Annotated in this window: 11 protein-coding genes; 5 read left to right on the plus strand and 6 right to left on the minus strand. The window is 37.0% G+C overall.

From position 1 onward, the window contains the following. Positions 1-12 precede the first annotated feature (12 nt). Complete coding sequence (locus RIV7116_RS28500; RefSeq protein WP_015121797.1) at positions 13-963, minus strand: aldo/keto reductase; 951 nt, start codon at positions 961-963, stop codon at positions 13-15. A 362-nt stretch (positions 964-1,325) separates the two neighbouring features. Here RIV7116_RS28500 and RIV7116_RS28505 point away from each other — a divergent pair, with 362 nt between their 5' ends. Both RIV7116_RS28505 and RIV7116_RS28510 read left to right on the plus strand, forming a co-directional pair. Next, complete coding sequence (locus RIV7116_RS28505; RefSeq protein ID WP_015121798.1) at positions 1,326-2,810, plus strand: BCD family MFS transporter; 1,485 nt, start codon at positions 1,326-1,328, stop codon at positions 2,808-2,810. Positions 2,811-3,213: 403 nt separating this feature from the next. After that, positions 3,214-4,014 (plus strand): inositol monophosphatase family protein, encoded by an 801-nt coding sequence (locus RIV7116_RS28510; RefSeq protein WP_015121799.1) that lies wholly within the window; start codon positions 3,214-3,216, stop codon positions 4,012-4,014. Between the two features lie 130 nt (positions 4,015-4,144). Here the strand turns inward: RIV7116_RS28510 and RIV7116_RS28515 are convergent, their stop codons facing one another. After that, positions 4,145-4,912 carry an ABC transporter ATP-binding protein gene (locus tag RIV7116_RS28515; protein WP_015121800.1) on the minus strand — a complete coding sequence of 256 codons (768 nt, stop codon included), beginning with the start codon at positions 4,910-4,912 and terminating at the stop codon, positions 4,145-4,147. Between the two features lie 123 nt (positions 4,913-5,035). Further along, complete coding sequence (locus RIV7116_RS28520) at positions 5,036-6,286, minus strand: FtsX-like permease family protein (RefSeq protein ID WP_015121801.1); 1,251 nt, start codon at positions 6,284-6,286, stop codon at positions 5,036-5,038. 1,042 nt (positions 6,287-7,328) lie between these two features. Between RIV7116_RS28520 and RIV7116_RS28525 the strand changes: the two genes are divergently transcribed. The 3 genes from RIV7116_RS28525 to RIV7116_RS28535 all read left to right on the plus strand — a co-directional run bounded on the left by RIV7116_RS28525 (position 7,329) and on the right by RIV7116_RS28535 (position 11,304). Then, positions 7,329-9,026, plus strand: a complete 1,698-nt coding sequence (locus tag RIV7116_RS28525) for a GH3 auxin-responsive promoter family protein (protein ID WP_015121802.1) — start codon at positions 7,329-7,331, stop codon at positions 9,024-9,026. Positions 9,027-9,422: 396 nt separating this feature from the next. After that, positions 9,423-10,397: a cupin-like domain-containing protein gene (locus RIV7116_RS28530; RefSeq protein ID WP_015121803.1), complete on the plus strand. Its 975-nt coding sequence runs from the start codon at positions 9,423-9,425 to the stop codon at positions 10,395-10,397. A 145-nt stretch (positions 10,398-10,542) separates the two neighbouring features. Further along, the gene (locus tag RIV7116_RS28535) at positions 10,543-11,304 is read left to right on the plus strand and encodes an aspartyl/asparaginyl beta-hydroxylase domain-containing protein (protein ID WP_015121804.1); all 762 of its coding nucleotides are present in this window, start codon (positions 10,543-10,545) and stop codon (positions 11,302-11,304) included. Positions 11,305-11,355: 51 nt separating this feature from the next. Here RIV7116_RS28535 and RIV7116_RS34290 read toward each other — a convergent pair whose 3' ends face one another. The 3 genes from RIV7116_RS34290 to RIV7116_RS28550 all read right to left on the minus strand — a co-directional run bounded on the left by RIV7116_RS34290 (position 11,356) and on the right by RIV7116_RS28550 (position 16,047). Further along, complete coding sequence (locus RIV7116_RS34290; RefSeq protein WP_015121805.1) at positions 11,356-12,603, minus strand: CapA family protein; 1,248 nt, start codon at positions 12,601-12,603, stop codon at positions 11,356-11,358. 181 nt (positions 12,604-12,784) lie between these two features. Then, positions 12,785-13,990, minus strand: coding sequence for an MFS transporter (locus RIV7116_RS28545; RefSeq protein WP_015121806.1), 1,206 nt, complete (start codon positions 13,988-13,990; stop codon positions 12,785-12,787). A gap of 758 nt (positions 13,991-14,748) precedes the next feature. Further along, entirely contained in the window at positions 14,749-16,047 is a 1,299-nt protein-coding gene (locus RIV7116_RS28550; RefSeq protein ID WP_015121807.1) for a class I SAM-dependent methyltransferase, read from the minus strand. Between the last annotated feature and the right edge of the window lie 60 nt (positions 16,048-16,107).

A 16,107-nucleotide genomic window follows, 5' to 3' on the forward strand; every position in this document is an offset into this window, starting at 1 on the left:
CCTTTAACCTTGCTAATTCAGCCAAGGACGGCTAATTTCGTTTAACCGAGTAACCTCATCATCGCTTAATTTCCAATCTACAGCTCCAGCATTTTGTTGAACTTGTTCTGCTGTTTTTACCCCAGAAATTGGAATTACATTACCTTGAGCAATCAACCAGTTTAAAGCTACTTGGGCGGGAGTACGACTATATTTTTCACCGATATTGCGTAATAAAGATATTACTGGTTCAATTTTTTGTAAATTATCTTTATTAAATCTTGGGTCTATGCTTCTTGCTCCTGTAGGATTTATATTACTATCTAAAGAATATTTACCCGTAAGTAAGCCTTGAGCTAAAGGACTATAAGCTAAGATTTTCACTCCTAGACGCTTTGCTGTAGCAATAATTCCTTGGCTTTCAACTTGACGAGTTAGTAAAGAATAACGCACCTGATTAACTGCTAAAGGTATGCCGCGACGGGCTAAAATTTGGTGCGCTTCTTGCATTTGACTTTGGGAATAATTACTTACACCAATTGTTTTTATTCTGCCTTTTTCTACTTCTGTTGCTAAAGCATTCATTAGAGTTTCCTGGCTCATGAAAAAAGTAAAAGGCCAATGTACTTGATATAAAGCAATTTGCTGTACTTGAAGACGTTTTAAACTTTCAGTTAAGGCTTCGCTAACAGATTCAGCAGAAAATCGCCAAGGTAAAGGACCAAACTTCGTTGCTATCTGTACCTCTTTATCCGTATTTTTCATAAACTTTCCCAGCAATTCTTCTGAAAGTCCTAAACCATAGACTTCCGCTGTATCAAAAAACGTGATACCTGCCTCAATTGCTGCGTTAAAAGCTTGCTCTACCTGTTCCGAACCATAGCCATTACCATAATTCCAAAATAATTTATCTCCCCAAGCCCAAGTCCCCAGACACAAAGGGGTCACTGATACAGAATTTTGTCCTAATGTGATGCTTTCCACTATTGATTAGAGATTAAATATTTTTACTTTACTTTAAAACATCACTGCTTTGTTATTTTCTTACTAGGAAAGGAGATGTCGTTATGCTGAATTTGAACTCGATCGGGGCTGATGAAGGGCGCAGTAATCGCAAAATCGATTGTGCGAATCCAACCCTATACTGAGTTTCGCTAGTAATTACAAATAGCGTTTGCTTGAGTCATACAAAATATATTATTAGCCAATTATTAGCAAATCCAATTATAGATGCTGTAAGCAAAAGAATAATTATTCGTTGATTGTAATGGGATAATAGCAAAGCAGCCATTAATTCAATTTGTCTGTAATGGCTGCAAAATATATCATTTTCCGTTTTAGTGATTATGGCAAGCAGCGATTCTTCACCCAATCCAGAATCCAACAATTCCGAACAAATCAAATCGCTTCCTAGAATCAAGATTTTGACTATGTTCCGTTTGGGTTTATTTCAAATGGGACTCGGTATTATGTCTCTCCTCACATTAGGAGTACTTAACCGAGTCATGATTGACGAACTCAAGGTTTTGCCACTGATTGCAGCTGGTGCGATCGCCATGTATCAGTTTGTTAGTCCGGCTCGAATTTGGTTTGGGCAGATGTCTGATGCCAAGACAATTCGGGGCTATCATCGTTCCGGATATATATGGATTGGTGCAGCTTTTTTTACTACAATTTCTTTTCTTGCATTGCAAGTTGTATGGCAGTTAGGCTTCAGTTTGCAGGCTCGTGGATGGAGTTTTCAATCCTACAGTTGGGCTGCAATACTAGCATTAGTTTTTGCAATTTATGGTTTAGCTCTTAGTGCAAGTTCAACTCCTTTTGCTGCTTTATTGGTAGATGTAACTGACGAAGACAATCGTTCTAAGTTGATTGGTGTTGTCTGGTCAATGTTGATGATTGGTATTGTGATTGGGGCAATTGTTAGCTCTAGATTGTTAGAAACGCCGGAAGTTTGTGGGGCTGCTATTTCAACTTATAATCCTTCTCAATCTGGCGAAATAGCTAATATTGAGCAACTGCAAGCTATAATTAACCCCGTATTTATTATTATGCCAGCCATAGTTTTTGCACTATGTATATTGGCAACTTTTGGGGTAGAAAAAAAATATTCTCGCTATTCTTTACGTTCAAATGCTGCAGAAAGAGAAGACCAAATAACTTTAAATCAAGCATTAAAAGTTCTTACTGCAAACCGTCAAACTGGTTTATTTTTCGGGTTTTTATTGGTATTAAGTATAAGTCTTTTCATGCAAGATTCAGTACTAGAACCTTTTGGTGGTGAAGTGTTTGGAATGTGTATTGCTGAAACCACCAGGTTAAATGTTCCTTTTGGAATCGGTACTTTAATTGGAATAGCTTCAACTGGTTTTTTCTTAGTACCTCGTTTGGGAAAGAAAAATACCACTAAATTTGGATGTATAAGCGCAGCAGTCAGCAACATTTTTATTATTTTGGCTGGATTTAGTGCCAGTAAAAGTATGTTGATGGGTAGTTTGCTGTTTTTCGGATTGTCTTCTGGAATGCTGACAGCAGGCGCTACTACCTTAATGTTGGATTTAACTGCGGCAGAAACTGCGGGAACTTTTATTGGTGCATGGGGATTAGCTCAAGCAATGGCTAGGGGTTCTGCAACAGTTCTGGGTGGAGGATTTTTAAATTTAGGAAAATATTTATTTGAATTGCCAGAAATGGCTTATGGGTTGGTATTTTTTCTTCAAGCAGTAGGAATGATTTTGGCAATTGTATTATTACGTCGAATTAATGTTAAAGAGTTTCAAAAGAATGCAAAAGTGGCGATTTCTTCGATTTTGGAGAATGAATTAGACTAAATCAATTATTAATTATGATTTGCTTTTATTTTTACCAGGTTCTACCTGGTAGTAATGCTCGGAAGGCTGTGCCTTCTTTATCAGTAGAGGCAGAGCCTAAGCTGTTGACTTGAGTGGGATTTGGATGATTTTAATTCATGTTTTTATTGTGTCAGCGTTATGGTGCATTCGATGATGTCGAAATTTCATATTAATAGACAAATTGTCGTGCATCTAACACACCCCACAAAAAATTTATTCTTCATTTGTCAATGCACCAAATAAAAACGCACTTATTGCATGAACTTACTTATTAATCTCAAAAAGCTACAGAGTCAACAGCCTAGGCAGAGCCTTTTGAAGTCTGTTATCAACCGGAGTCTGGAAACAAGTAATTACCAATTACCTATTACTCATTAATAATATGAATAATTTTTATAATTCTCTTTTAGAATTTTCTCAAATTACTACTGTTAGAGTCGGAAATCAGTTGATGGAATATTTCGGCAAAGTACAAGCCGATAATAAGGCAGACGGTAGTTTAGTTACTAAAGCCGATAAATGGGCAGATAATGAAATTCGAGAAGCTATTTTTGCTCAATTTCCCAATCACGGTGTTCTCAGCGAAGAAAACGATAAAGTATTTCCCGATAAAGAATGGTGCTGGGTTGTCGATCCTTTAGATGGCACAACGAATTTTACCAGGGGTATTCCTATTTGGTGTATTTCTCTAGGATTACTTTATAGAGGCACTCCCGTATTTGGTTATGTTTACGCACCACCTACTAACGAAGCTTTTCATGGTTATTGGCAAGGTAATTCTGAATTAGATTTACCGCAAGGAGCATTTTGTAATAATCTTCCGATTAAAGCTAGCGGCGATGATATCAGTAAAAATCACTTTTTCAACGTATGCTCTCGCAGTACGTCAATAATTAACAAAGATTTTCCTTGCAAAATTAGAATGCTTGGTGTTGCTAGCTATAATTTTCTCACTGTGGCTACGGGAGCGGTTTTAGGTGCGGTTGAAGCGACACCAAAGGTATGGGATATTGCTGGAGCTTGGGTAATTTTACAAGCTGCTGGGGGCTGCTGGATTTCTTTAAAATCGGAACCTTTTCCTTTAATTGCAGGGGAAGACTACAGTACCAAATCTTTACCTACATTAGCTGTAAGTCGCTCAGAATTAATTGAGGTATTTAAACCTTTTGTTGTTACTGGTTAATTTTTGATTGTTATTAACGAGCAATATGGCTTAATAAGGTGGAAAAAATATAGCCCCTAAATCTTATTTATGGGGCATTAATTACCAATTATCAACTAACAATTACCAACTACCAATTACCAATTACCAATTAAAGATAATTTTCAGTAATTTCACCATCTTCTAAAAACGCGACATTATCAGCAAAACTTTGAATTCGGGAATCGTGAGTCACCATAACAACCGTACTCCCACCTTCTTTAGCTAAATTACACAATAATTCGATAACGGCTTGCCCGTTATGAGAATCTAGTGCCGCAGTTGGTTCATCAGCCATAATCAACTGAGGATTTCCCGCTAAAGCACGAGCTATTGCTATCCTTTGTTTTTGCCCACCAGATAAGTCACGAGGAAGTAAGTTGGCTTTGTTTGCTAAACCAACCATATCCAGTAGTTCTAAAGCCTGATTAGTCGCAGATTTTCCCTTAATACCTTTTATTTCTAAAGCAAGTTGCACATTCTCTACTGCATTTAAGGCACCAAAAAGGTTGAACCCTTGAAAAATAAAACCAATATTATCTCTTCTAAAGCGAGATAACTTTTTACGAGACATTCGCGTAATTTCCTCTCCCAAAAGATTGATGCTCCCAGAAGTAGGAGTCAAAATCCCTGCCAGAATTGATAGTAATGTAGTTTTTCCAGAGCCGGAATGCCCCATGAGCAACTGGATAGTACCTTTAGGAATATCTAAATCAATCCCCTTTAGTGCTACGTAACGCTGCTTACCAGATTGATACACCATTTCTACTCCTCTGGCAGAAATAGCAGAAGTTTTCAATTTACTTACATCAATAGACTTTGAATCATTCCAACTGTCAATTCTGGAAGTCACTATACATCGATTTTGAGAAATAGTCATTTCTTTAGGATCAGGATATTGATTTTCAAGCTTCGTGCAAGGAGAAGCAATTTACTTATATGTATTCAGTATGAGATTTAAATAATTAACTCTAAAGATAGAGAACTCCAGCCGTATAAAACACTATGCTTTGAATACGATTGCTGGATCTACTTTACTTACTTTTTGAATTGCAAATAAGGCAGAACCGACACACATCAAAACGGTTATGCCAAAAACTCCAACGCCTGTTAATGGAGTTATTAAAATAACGATTCCTTGAGTCGCCAAAGTCCAAGCACCCAAACCCCAACAAAGCAACATTCCGGGGATATAACCAAGGATTGCCATCCATAAGGCTTGCTCAATAATTACACCGTATATCACCCTATTTGACGCTCCCATTGCTTTGAGTGTTCCAAACTCTTTTAAATGGTCTGCAACGGCAGAGTATAGAATTTGACCTACTATTACTACTCCAACAACTACCCCAACTCCGGCACCTAAGCCTAAAATAAATCCGATACCCGTTGATTGCTGCCAATACCCTCGTATCTTTTTAGACATTTCTTTGGTGGTATACGCTTTAGTTTCGGGGAAGGTGCCTTCTAAACGTTTTTTTAATTGTGGGATATTTTGACCTGGCTCTGCTTGGATTAGTACGTAAGAGATGGGTGTATTTAAGCTTAGTTTGGGTGGTGGCTCGTTAGCTGATTGGTTTTTCTTCGCATCGGCATCTTTTTGATAAACGTTGCGACACTGAAGTTCTTCTCCTACCCAGGTACAGTTTACGTTGGTGGTAACGCTAGCATTCGCGTAGGCATTTGCAGTTTCTAGAGAAGTAAATAAGAAAGAGCTTGAGACAACTGATTGGGTATTTTCAGTTAAACCAACTACCTGTACTGGCAATGAGCCAATTTGAGCGCTGTCTCCGATTTTATTAACTTTGAGAGATTTTAAATTGGTTTTGTCAATTATGGCTGTATAAGGGTTGCTCAGAGATTTTACGTTGCCTCTGACCATATCTCCGGGAACAAACAATCTTCCTTTAGGAGGAAATCCGTATACTTTTACTACATTCAATTTGCCATTAGGCAAATTCCACCTAGCTGTACCTTGAAGCAAAGCTTCGGCTCGCTTTACCCCATCAACTTTTTTAGCTCTGACTGCATAGTCATAAATAAGTGGTTGGGTAAGTTCGAGTTGTACCATTTTGTCTGATGCTAACCAGATATCGGCTCGGGAGTTTTCTACCAAACTTGCAGTAGAGCGAATAACACCATTGAATACTCCAGTTTGAATAGTTACTAAGCTGACAGCGAACATAATTCCGGCTTGAGCTACTAAAAAGCGCGGAATGTCTTCAAACAGATTTTTGCGAGCAATAGAAACCATGAAAACACAGTCATTAAGAGATTTTACTAATAAGGCAACTTACCTTCACTCGTTCATTGACGCAAGAGTAAGAAGAAATCGTTCCTTTTTATAATTAGGGGTAATACCTAATTTTTATGTGGGAACGTGCGGATTTACAGTAGAAAAGCAATTTTGAATTATTTAGTCAAAGAAAAATCTACGTGGTATTTTTAGCGGCAAGTACAGGCTCAGTTACTAAAAATGGTTGGGATATATTGTTTATTTTTGGACTAAAACAGGTAAGCTATGCTTGGAAGAATCCGTTTAATTCAAGTCTAACTTGCTTTAAAAACAGTTTTTTGAATGCTATAGTAATGATTTAAAAATGAAGCAGCTAGCAAAAATTTAGGAGTAGTAGACAAATATAAAATTTAGTTAGTGAATTGATTGCCTCTTACAATTAAATGCAAAAACGACTGTAACCCACATAAATTTTAGATTCTAAGTTTTTTATATAACCGTGACTTCAAGTTAGCTGATGAATAAAATTTAAAACTCAACTGTTTGAATTGATGAACACCGTTAAATAAAATCCAAATATTGTTTAAGCTTTTTTTCTAAAAGTGAAAAAAATACAATTTCAGCATTGAATTGACCAATGTCACCTGATGTTTATAATTCTGTTTGAAAATTTGATTGTATTTAATTTGGAACTTTTCGGTAGCAATAAGGTCTACCAATAAAATATTCTATCCAAATATATAGATGTCAATCTCAAATCACCACATATGAAATGATTGACAATGGATTGAGTTTAAAAAAACTCCTAAATCTATGTATTCCATAACTTTTCCCCATTTTCATTTACGCAGATGCACATTTCTATTAATGGTACTCACAACATAATAAACACTTCTTTTGTAAGTGACTTCCCTCGACAGACTGGAATGCGAGTAGTAGTATTTTCTTCACTCCAAATTTTTTGTCGTAGTATTTCCCTAACTTTAGTTAGTTTTAATTAGTTTTGTAAAGTCGCTTCAACGATTGTTCATATTTTCTTAATAATTCGTGTGAGGATTAAATGCCAAATTTCACTCTAACTCTATTGACTAGCGCGGCAAGATTATCTAAAGCGATTTTTGTACGCAAAACTCGTAAAGCAGCAATTTGTCAAGAGAAATTTTTGTTTTCTCTACTTAAAACTCATCAACAAACTGAATTTGGAAAAGATTACAGTTTTAAAGATATTAAGACGATAGAACAATTTAAACAAAAAATTCCTATTCTTACTTATAGTGGTTACGAAAAATACGTCGAACGTATTGCCAAAGGGGAGCAAAACATCCTTACTTCAGATCCGGTAGTTTATTTTAATCAAAGTAGCGGTTCCACAGGCAAACAAAAATTGATCCCGGTAACAAAAAGAGTGCGTAAAGTCCGTTCTAGAGTTACTCAGCAGTCTTTGGGATTTATGACTGATGCTGCAATTAAAAGAGGTTTACCAATTGGTAAAATGCTGCTAACTACTTCCATACAAATTCGCGATCGCACGAGTGGTGGTATTGCTTACGGCACATCCAGCGTCGGGGATTTACGCAATATGGATTTTCTTTATAGACAAGTATTCGTACATCCTTATGATGCGTTGAAGCCAGCAGATAGCTTGGCTCGTAATTACGTTTGTCTATTGTTTGCCCTACGAAATCCCCAAATGCGGGTTATTGGTGCCAATTTCCCAATATTAGCTTTACAGCTAGCCGATTATTTACAACGTTATGCGGCAGATTTAATTAAAGATATAGAAACTGGCAAGATTGCTTCTTGGCTAAATTTAGAACCCGAAATACGTCAAGCCTTAGAAAAACAATTGAGTGCAGCACCCCAGCGAGCAGCGGAATTAGGCTCAATTTTAGAAAGTGAGGGAACTCTGACACCTAAAATGGCTTGGCAGAATCTTTCATGGATAATTACCGCTCGTGGTGGTACTTCCAATTTCTATTTTGAAAAGTTTCATAAATATTTCGGCGATACCCCAATTTTTGGGGGAATTTATGCAGCCTCCGAAGCAACTTTCGGTATTTATGAAGACTTTAATAGCGATGGTACGATTTTAGCTATTGACAGCGGCTTCTTTGAATTTATTCCTTCAGATGAATGGGAAAAAGAACAGCCGAAAACTGTTTTAGCTCATGAAGTAGAAGTTGGGGAATATTATCGAATTGTTGTCACTAACTACAGCGGTTTATACCGCTATGATATTGGCGATGTTGTAGAAATTGTAGATTTTTACGAACAAGCTCCCATAATTGTATTTCGTCATCGCATGGGAGGATTGTTATCTGCTACCAGCGAGAAAACCAACGAATTTCATGCAACTCAGGTAATGCAGCAGTTGCAAAAAGAGTTTGATTTACCTTTAGAAAATTACTGCATAACTTTATCTGATGATGAGATTCCTCCATGCTATTTATTAAATATTGAACTACTTCCAGATCACCCTCTGCATAACTCAGAAAAATTTATTGCCCAATTCGATCGCAAAATGCAGCAAGCCAACGTATCCTACGAAGATAAGCGAGTACATAATATACTCCCGCCACCCCGCCTACGGATTTTAGCTCCTGGAAGTTTTGCTACAGTTCGTCAGCGGCTTTTACAGAAAGGCATACCCGATTCTCATTTAAAAATTCCACATATTAATGAAGATAGACAATTCCTTGCTGGATTAGATATTGACAAAGAAGTGAAGCTATCGCAATTAAAGGAAGCAAGTATATAGAAATAGAATGAGTGGGAATATGAGGATTTTAAGTTAAATAAAATACAAAAATCAATTCAATTTGCCTTCTTAACTTTTCTTTAAGTGACTGAGGCTTCCCACTTTATCTGGGATACAAAGAAGTAAAGTATAAATCACAAAATAATTAATACCAATTTTATGTGATAATTCAGGTCTAAATGATATAAATCTATAAAGAATTGGTAAAAGATACTAACTATTATTTATCTTGCCAATAACCTTTAGATAACAATTGACTTATAATCTTATACGAATACCTAATTTATTTAATATTTAGTATTTAAATAGGATGCCTATATATCGATTGCTAGCTAGGGTAAATAAAAATGGATATTTAGTTTATTTAACCTTACTTCTTGAATTTAAAAGTCAGAAATGAAGACAATTGTAGAAAATAATCATCTATCAGGAGCAGATGATTCGCTAAAACAAATTGTAAAAATTGATGGACGTAATTTGACTCCAGAAATTTTTGCTAAAAAGTATCGTAAAGATGGTATTCCAGTGGTAATTACTGGTTTATTAAATACAATGAATAGCTGGGATTTAGATTTTCTGCGCGAAAAGTTAGGAGATCAGAAATTTCCGGTTCGCTTTAATGGATGGGAAAGATATAAACAGGAAAAAAATAAGTGGGATAATATTGGTAGTGGAGTTGAGTCGCGTACTCTTTCTTTTAATGAGTATGCCGATTTACTATCCTCTAAAGAAGCACACAAGAATGATATTTATCTTGGTAGATGCGCTTTAAATAAAACACCTCTTGCTGACATCAAAGTATTAGCAGAAGCAGATGCGAAACTTGGTTTGAAAATGCCAGGTACTAGCCCTAATTTGTGGGTATGCCCTGGAAGCCATATAACTCCTTTGCATTACGATCCATTGGATGGTACGTTGATCCAAATTTATGGCGAAAAGCGACTTGTATTGTTTGCACCATCGCAAACCTATAATCTTTATCCACTATCACTATTTAATTATTTAAGGCACGGTTTAAAGCTGCGAGCTAATTACTCTCAGGTATATCCCGAAAATCCGGATTTGGTAAAATTTCCCAAGTTCAAAAAAGCCCTTGCCCATCGTTACGAAGTGATTCTTAAGCAAGGTGATATTCTGTTTATTCCTGCGGGATGGTGGCACGAAGTAACTTCGATGGGTGATGGAGTTGTATGTTCGATTAACCGTTTTTGGCATGTTTTACCCTTGACAAGAGCTGCAACTTCTTGGAATAAATGGCGTTTACACCTCGGTGCTTTGATGAGCGCTCCTTACGTTATTAAAACTTGGGTTGCTGCGATATTTAGTAAAGATAGAGAGCAAAAACTGCGTCATTTAGTGCAAAGGCTTTAAACAGTTAACGGTTAACGGTTAATAGAAGGAGTGAGGAGTTGCAAACAGTAGTTAGTAGTTAATTGGATTTATTTCGCTAATTTCCAACTCTTACTTTTACTCCTTACTCCCTGATTAAATAATTTCGATACTATATATTCCAAATATGCAAAATTTATCTAAGTTAGTTGTCAAACAGTTAGAGAAGTTGTTAACCAAAGATGGTTGGCTTGAAAGATTAATTGCTAAAAGCTCTAAGGTAGGCGATTCGGTTCTGTTTGATACGGAACAGTTTCCTTGGAGTAAGGATTTAGAAGCTAACTGGATGGTAATTCGTCAAGAATTAGAGCAGGTGCTTGAAAGAGTAGACGAATTACCTAATTTTCAGGATATTTCTAAACGCCAATCTCGTATTGCCAATGACAATCGTTGGAAAACTTATTTCTTTTATGCATTCGGTTTTAAGGCTACTAAAAATTGCGAAAGATGCCCCGAAACAACTAAGCTTATAGAACAAATACCGGGAATGAAAGTAGCATTTTTCTCAATTCTTGCTCCTGGAAAACATATTCCCAAACATCGTGGTAAACTCAAAACTTTAATTCGCTATCATTTAGGCTTAGTTGTTCCCGAGCCCAAAGAAAATTGTAAAATTCAAATAGCAGATGAAGTTAGATATTGGGAAGAAGGTAAAAGTCTAATTTTTGATGATACTCATTATCATGAAGTTTGGAATGATACGGATGGTTATCGTGTAGTTTTATTTTTAGATATTGCTCGCCCGCTGACTTTTCCACTTTCTTTAATCAGTGATTTAGCTAATAGATTTATTACTGCAACTCCTGTAGTTCAAGATGCCAAAGCTAGCCATCAGGCTTGGGAAAATAAGTTTGAAGCTAACAATAAATCTAAAGAATTGGTTTCTTAGTTAGTAGTTGCGCTTTAGCGCTAAAGCGCAACTACTAACCTTTTGATTAATCTATCTACGAGCAAACCGTCTTCTTTTACGGGAAAATCTTGATAAACCAAACCTTATAATAAAAGTTAAAACTATTCCAACGGCTGATAATGCTAGTAAAAGCTGCCATAAAGGTTTGGGCAACATTAAATCATAAATTAAATCATCTATTTCATTCTTTGGCATAGCAGCAGTTGCAGGATTGATAACACCAATGTCCCCAACTATTTCCATTTTAGTTTTTAACGCTAAGCTTTTATTGCTAACATCTTTCAAAAGATTTTGACTTGTTTTTCCTGCCAACAAAAAAGGTTGAGCTAAATATTGATTTTCGCCAGCTATGGGAAGGATTTCGATACTTTTAATTTGACTGGGTGTAAGAATAAATTTAGCTAAAAAATTATCCGTCCAATATGGATGATTGTGTCCGAAAATAAAATTACCCAAACAGTAAATTATCGGTTTATTTTTATAAATTTCGATTCCTTGGGGAAAGTGTGGATGATGCCCAAGGATGATGTCGGCACCAGAATCTATAGACTTACGGGCTAAATTCCGAACCCAGAATGGCGGCTTTTCGCTGTCGTTGAGTCCCCAGTGGAAAGACAAGATTATATAATCAACTTTTGAGCGCAACTTTTGAATATCTTCCCGAATCAACGATAAATCCGTAGGCATCACACCTGCCCGATTCGGCTTTGCATAACTTGAATCACCGGAATTTTCCGACATTGTATAGGCAAGAAAACCCAAACGGATGCCATTTTTTTCAAAAATATACGGTAGTCGAGCCGAAGCTAAATTATCACCGCTACCAACAGCAGGTAAACCAACCTGAGACAAACTTGTTAAAGTATCTTTTAAGCCTGCAACTCCAGCATCAAGAGCGTGGTTGTTAGCGGTAGAAACAACATCAATTCCAGCCGATTTTAATCCCGTTGCGAAAGCAGTTGGTGCTAAAAAAGCGCCATTTTTATTAGCTGTATCTGATAAAGGAGTTTCTAAATTAACAAAACTAATGTCGGCATCTTCTAATACAGGCTTTATCTTTTGAAATGGATAGCGCGCTTCTTCTTGTTTGGATGCAAAATCTAAGTTATATCGAATAATTTCTCGGTGAAATAAACTTTCCTTCGCCATCCTTGACCATTCTACATCCCCGCCAGCTAACAAAGTTATTTGAGATTGCGATTGTGCTATGGCAGTTAGCGGTGAACCTACAAAAAAAATGATTGTAGATATTAAAGCTATCTTGAAAAACTTGTTCATTAGCACTTAGCTTGATTTTTCAGCAAAGGTATGATTTCAGATATTCTAAATGCCCAACCTTCCTCTCAGAAACCAGGTTTATCTTCAATGAAGTAAGAGTATTTGTTTTCCCATTCATAAAACCCGGTTTCTGTGATTCTAAGATTAGTATTCGTTTTATGAATAATCTCTAAACCTTTAATTACTTACCATATTTTGTAGTCTCAAGTGCTTTACCTTGTTGAATACTTAAGAAGCTAGTTACTAAAGCTACTCCTGCTCCTACAAAAAATACTCCAATTCCGGCATTTTTCCAAACTGGCCCTAATAAAATAGGCGAGAAAAATTGTCCTAAATTACTTGCTCCGGTGCCGATAGCTAAAATGCTCGAACGTACTTCTTTGGGAGTTGATTTAGATAAAGCATCGTACAAATTGGGCATGACTATGCCGAATCCCATACCGAAAATAATCGCTGTCGGCAGAATCAAATAAATTTCCTTTAGAAAAGGTATGGTAATTAATGTTGCTGCCATCAAGGTAAAACCCAAAGCTATAGCTTTAGCGCTTCCCAAACGCTTTGCCAATTTACTTGCTCCTACAGCAGAGATGACCGCCGCACCAATAGCTCGCGATGCTAAAATGGCTCCGTTAACAACTGTATCTGCTCCAATTGACTGCTTGAAATGTAAAGGAGCGTAGATTATTACTACATAAAATATGGCAGATGTCAAAGCTAAAGCTATAAATAGAGTTATGGTACTTGGAGCTTTTAGGCTTGCAATTAATCGATCTTTTTGTTGAGTTAAATTTATTGATGATGAACCTTTGCGTTTGCCTCTTGGTAACAAGATGTATGCAAGTAAGGCTGCTGGTAAACCCAAGCTATACATACCAAAAGTAAATCGCCAATTATAGGAACCAATTAAACCCCCAACGATGGGAAAAATAATACTGGCGATCGCTAATGCGCTGGTGGTGTAACCAAGGATACGGGTTCGCTTTTCTCCTTCGTACATGCTGCTCAGAATACCAATACTCGCAGCCGCAATTCCCCCACTGGCAGCCCCTAACAATGCTCGCGATATTAATAAAGGGGTAAAGCCGTTTGCTAAAGCCCCAGCAGTGCCAAAAATTGCGTAGCAAATTAGTGATGGAATTAACACCTTTGCTTTCCCAATACGGTCGGCGAGGATGCCACATATGGGACTAAATAAGAAGATAGTTAAGCAATGCATACTCACGAGCATTCCCGACCATCTTGGGTCAATCGCAAGTTGGTCTTTAACCTCTGGCATCACTGGAGCAACAACGCTTCCCGTCATAGTAGTTAAGCTACCACAAGCAAGTAAAACTAGTAATATAGGAATCTGTTTGCGAGTTTCGTTAGTGAGAAGCGATGTGGACATATAAATAAAAAATCCTCAATTTTGTTTGCCATCAAAAAAGTATTAAAACTAACTTCTAAAATTGTTTTGCTTTCGGTATTCTTTTTTGATTAATAATGGTTTTTATTTGAAAAGAAGTAAATTAACAATATCAGGTTATAGCAAGTAGAATAAACCAATTTATTTGCTGTGAATAGGCAAATTCGATAACAAAATCCCCTTCGATTAAATAGTCGAGGGGGTTTGTACTTTATATTTTGAATCGTTTTAAGCTTCAAGTGTTCCGCTTTATCATTTATATCTGATATCTTGCACCATTGTCGTTAAGCCCTAATACCTGCCTTGTCAGCCGGAGGCTTTCTAGCCCGCACGCGACCCGAGAACGCAGAGAAATAAAAATCATCGGCTCAGATACAAAGTACGTTAAAACGCACTCAAACCCTTACCCAGTCTGATTTATCAGACTTTGTGTATTAGCCTGAGAATTTATGAATACGGCGGTTGTTGAAAATGGTGCAAGATGTAAGCCTCCGATGAAGGTTAAAGGTTAAAGGTCGAAGGTCAAAGGTGTTAAAATCCTTCACAACAAATGAAACTAACCCTTTTTTTACTTTGGCTAAAAGCTTTACTGTATAAGGGTTTGAAAATGTGTTAGTTAGGAGTTATCACTTGGATAGAACACAGATTAACCTCACCTTGGTAAGCACAGAGGTGAGGTTTGGAGTCTATAGGAATCAGCTGAAAAGCTTTATGGGATAAGCATTGCCAGCCTTGTCCGATTATTTCATAGAGAAATTTAAAGGAATATCTAATCGCCATGGCTTACCTTTAAAAAATAGCAGTTGATAAACTCCTAAGCTGCCATATCTAAAGGAGGTTTCGGAAGATTGTAGGTAAAGGTACCACATACGACAGAATCGCTCATCATAAGTTGCCCCTAATGATGCAATTTTGTCTCGATTTTCGGTGAAGTTTTCTGCCCAGTGCCTCAGAGTTTCAGCATAATGAGGTTTAAGATTCTCGCAATGAGCAACCGTTAGCTTTGCAGCCCAGAGTTCTTGGGTTAATTCGTGAAGCTGGGGTAAATAGCCGCCAGGGAAAATATATTTAGCAACCCAAGCACCAAGTCGTTCTTTTCCTTGGGTGGCAATTGTATGCAGTAAGCCTACTCCATCGGGAGTTAAAAGTTCTGATGCTTTGTGCATAAACGTTGTAAAACTGTCTTTACCAACGTGTTCAAACATGCCGATGCTGACAAATTTATCGTATTGCCCTTTTATTTCTCGATAATCGGCAATCTTGATTTCGATTTTATCGCTTAAACCTTTTTGTTCAATTCTTTGTTTGGCTAATGCAGCTTGTTCTAGGCTTAGGGTAATACCCGTTCCCGAAATGCCATAGTTCTCGGCAGCATAAATCAGCATTCCACCCCATCCACAACCAATATCAATTAAAGATTCTCCCGGTTGCAATGCCAGCTTTTTACAAATTAATTCGTATTTTTGCAGCTGCATCTGTTCGAGGGTATCAGTTTCTTTCATCTGATATCCACAGGAATAGGTCATTGTAGGATCGAGGAAATACTGATAAAAATCGTTTCCTACGTCATAATGATGCTGTACGTTCTTACGACTGTTTTGAATGTTAGTAGGTACAGTTCGCAAACGTTGAGTTAATACCTTGATCAATAAGGGAATTGTTACTCGCTGACTGGCTTTTGAGTAGACATTATTGCGAAACAGCAAGCCAATCATTTCAGCGAGCTTATCGTTTTCCTCATCCCACCAGCCTTCCATGTAAGCTTCACAAAAACCAAGTGCGCCAAATGCCAAAGCGCGGTCATAAGTATCGGGATTATAAACTTTTAAAATTAGTGGCTCAGAAGATTCTTCGCCAAAGTGGAAAGCTGTACCAAATGGATTAATAACTGTCAGGTTGCCTTCTTTAATTAAAGTGAAAAGCTGATAAAGATAGCGTTCCCCACTAGGTAGCTTAGAAAGAATATTGCTCCAATTCTGGCTTGAAGCAGAGATTTTATCTTGTGTTTTTTGTAAATTTGGCGCTTGAGTTTGTGTCATTTATATAGCTTCCCTGTTATTTAAATCAAAAGGAAATAAGTAAAGAGGAAATAGATATTG

The organism is Rivularia sp. PCC 7116, from assembly GCF_000316665.1.
Classification (GTDB): Bacteria; Cyanobacteriota; Cyanobacteriia; order Cyanobacteriales; family Nostocaceae; genus Rivularia.